The organism is Pseudomonas sp. Q1 (genome assembly GCF_009935975.1).
Classification (GTDB): Bacteria; Pseudomonadota; Gammaproteobacteria; order Pseudomonadales; family Pseudomonadaceae; genus Aquipseudomonas; species Aquipseudomonas palleroniana.
Genome location: NZ_QODI01000067.1, coordinates 1 through 646, shown reverse-complemented (window position 1 = coordinate 646; position 646 = coordinate 1). Strand labels below are relative to the sequence as shown.

The window sequence follows — 646 nt, the reverse complement described above, 5'->3', positions numbered from 1 at the left end:
GTGACGGCATGCAACATTGCCAACTTTTCTTTCAGCTTGGGGAAGTGGACACAAGCCCAGTCAAAGAGATGATTAGCAAATCTCATCTTGTATTTCTCATATTCTTCTCCCCTTTCAGTCTCATTGATATTGTTCCACTGTTCAAACCACTTTGGATTGACCATAGTGTGGATCACCATACGGGATTGCCCTGGGAAACGGGTGCATGAAGTGGGATCCTTAGCAGAGGGGAAGGAAACGTACATCATGGGGACATTGTCAGGTGCGATGTCCTTGTCTGAATCGAAGTACTCTTCCATCAGCTCATCCATGTTGTTGCTCTTATAAAGTCGGACATTAGTTGAAGAGATGCCCAATTCCTCCATCGTTGCATTAAAGCCTGCAAACACCTGGAAAAATCCTTTGCCTGGTTTCAGAGTATGCAGATAGCCTTGGACCTCCGGATTTCCCTGAACCTCTGGACGCAGAAGCTTTTTGAAGGTGGAAAACACACCAGTATCAGAAATGGTCACAGGAGCCAGAACTTCAACATCTTTACCTCTGGCCTTCACGGTCACTCCATATGCACCTTGCTTTCCATCAACTAGAATGGTGGACACAGGAGCATTTACAAGGACCTTCCCTCCATGCTTCTCCAAAACCTGGA

General features: G+C 46.3%; 1 protein-coding gene. It reads right to left on the bottom strand.

All coding sequences use genetic code 11. The features are described 5' to 3' along the window. A partial coding sequence (locus tag DK870_RS29160; RefSeq protein WP_218580690.1) for a hypothetical protein occupies nucleotides 1–557 on the bottom strand: 557 nt, incomplete at its 3' end. Nucleotides 558–646: the final 89 nt, after the last annotated feature.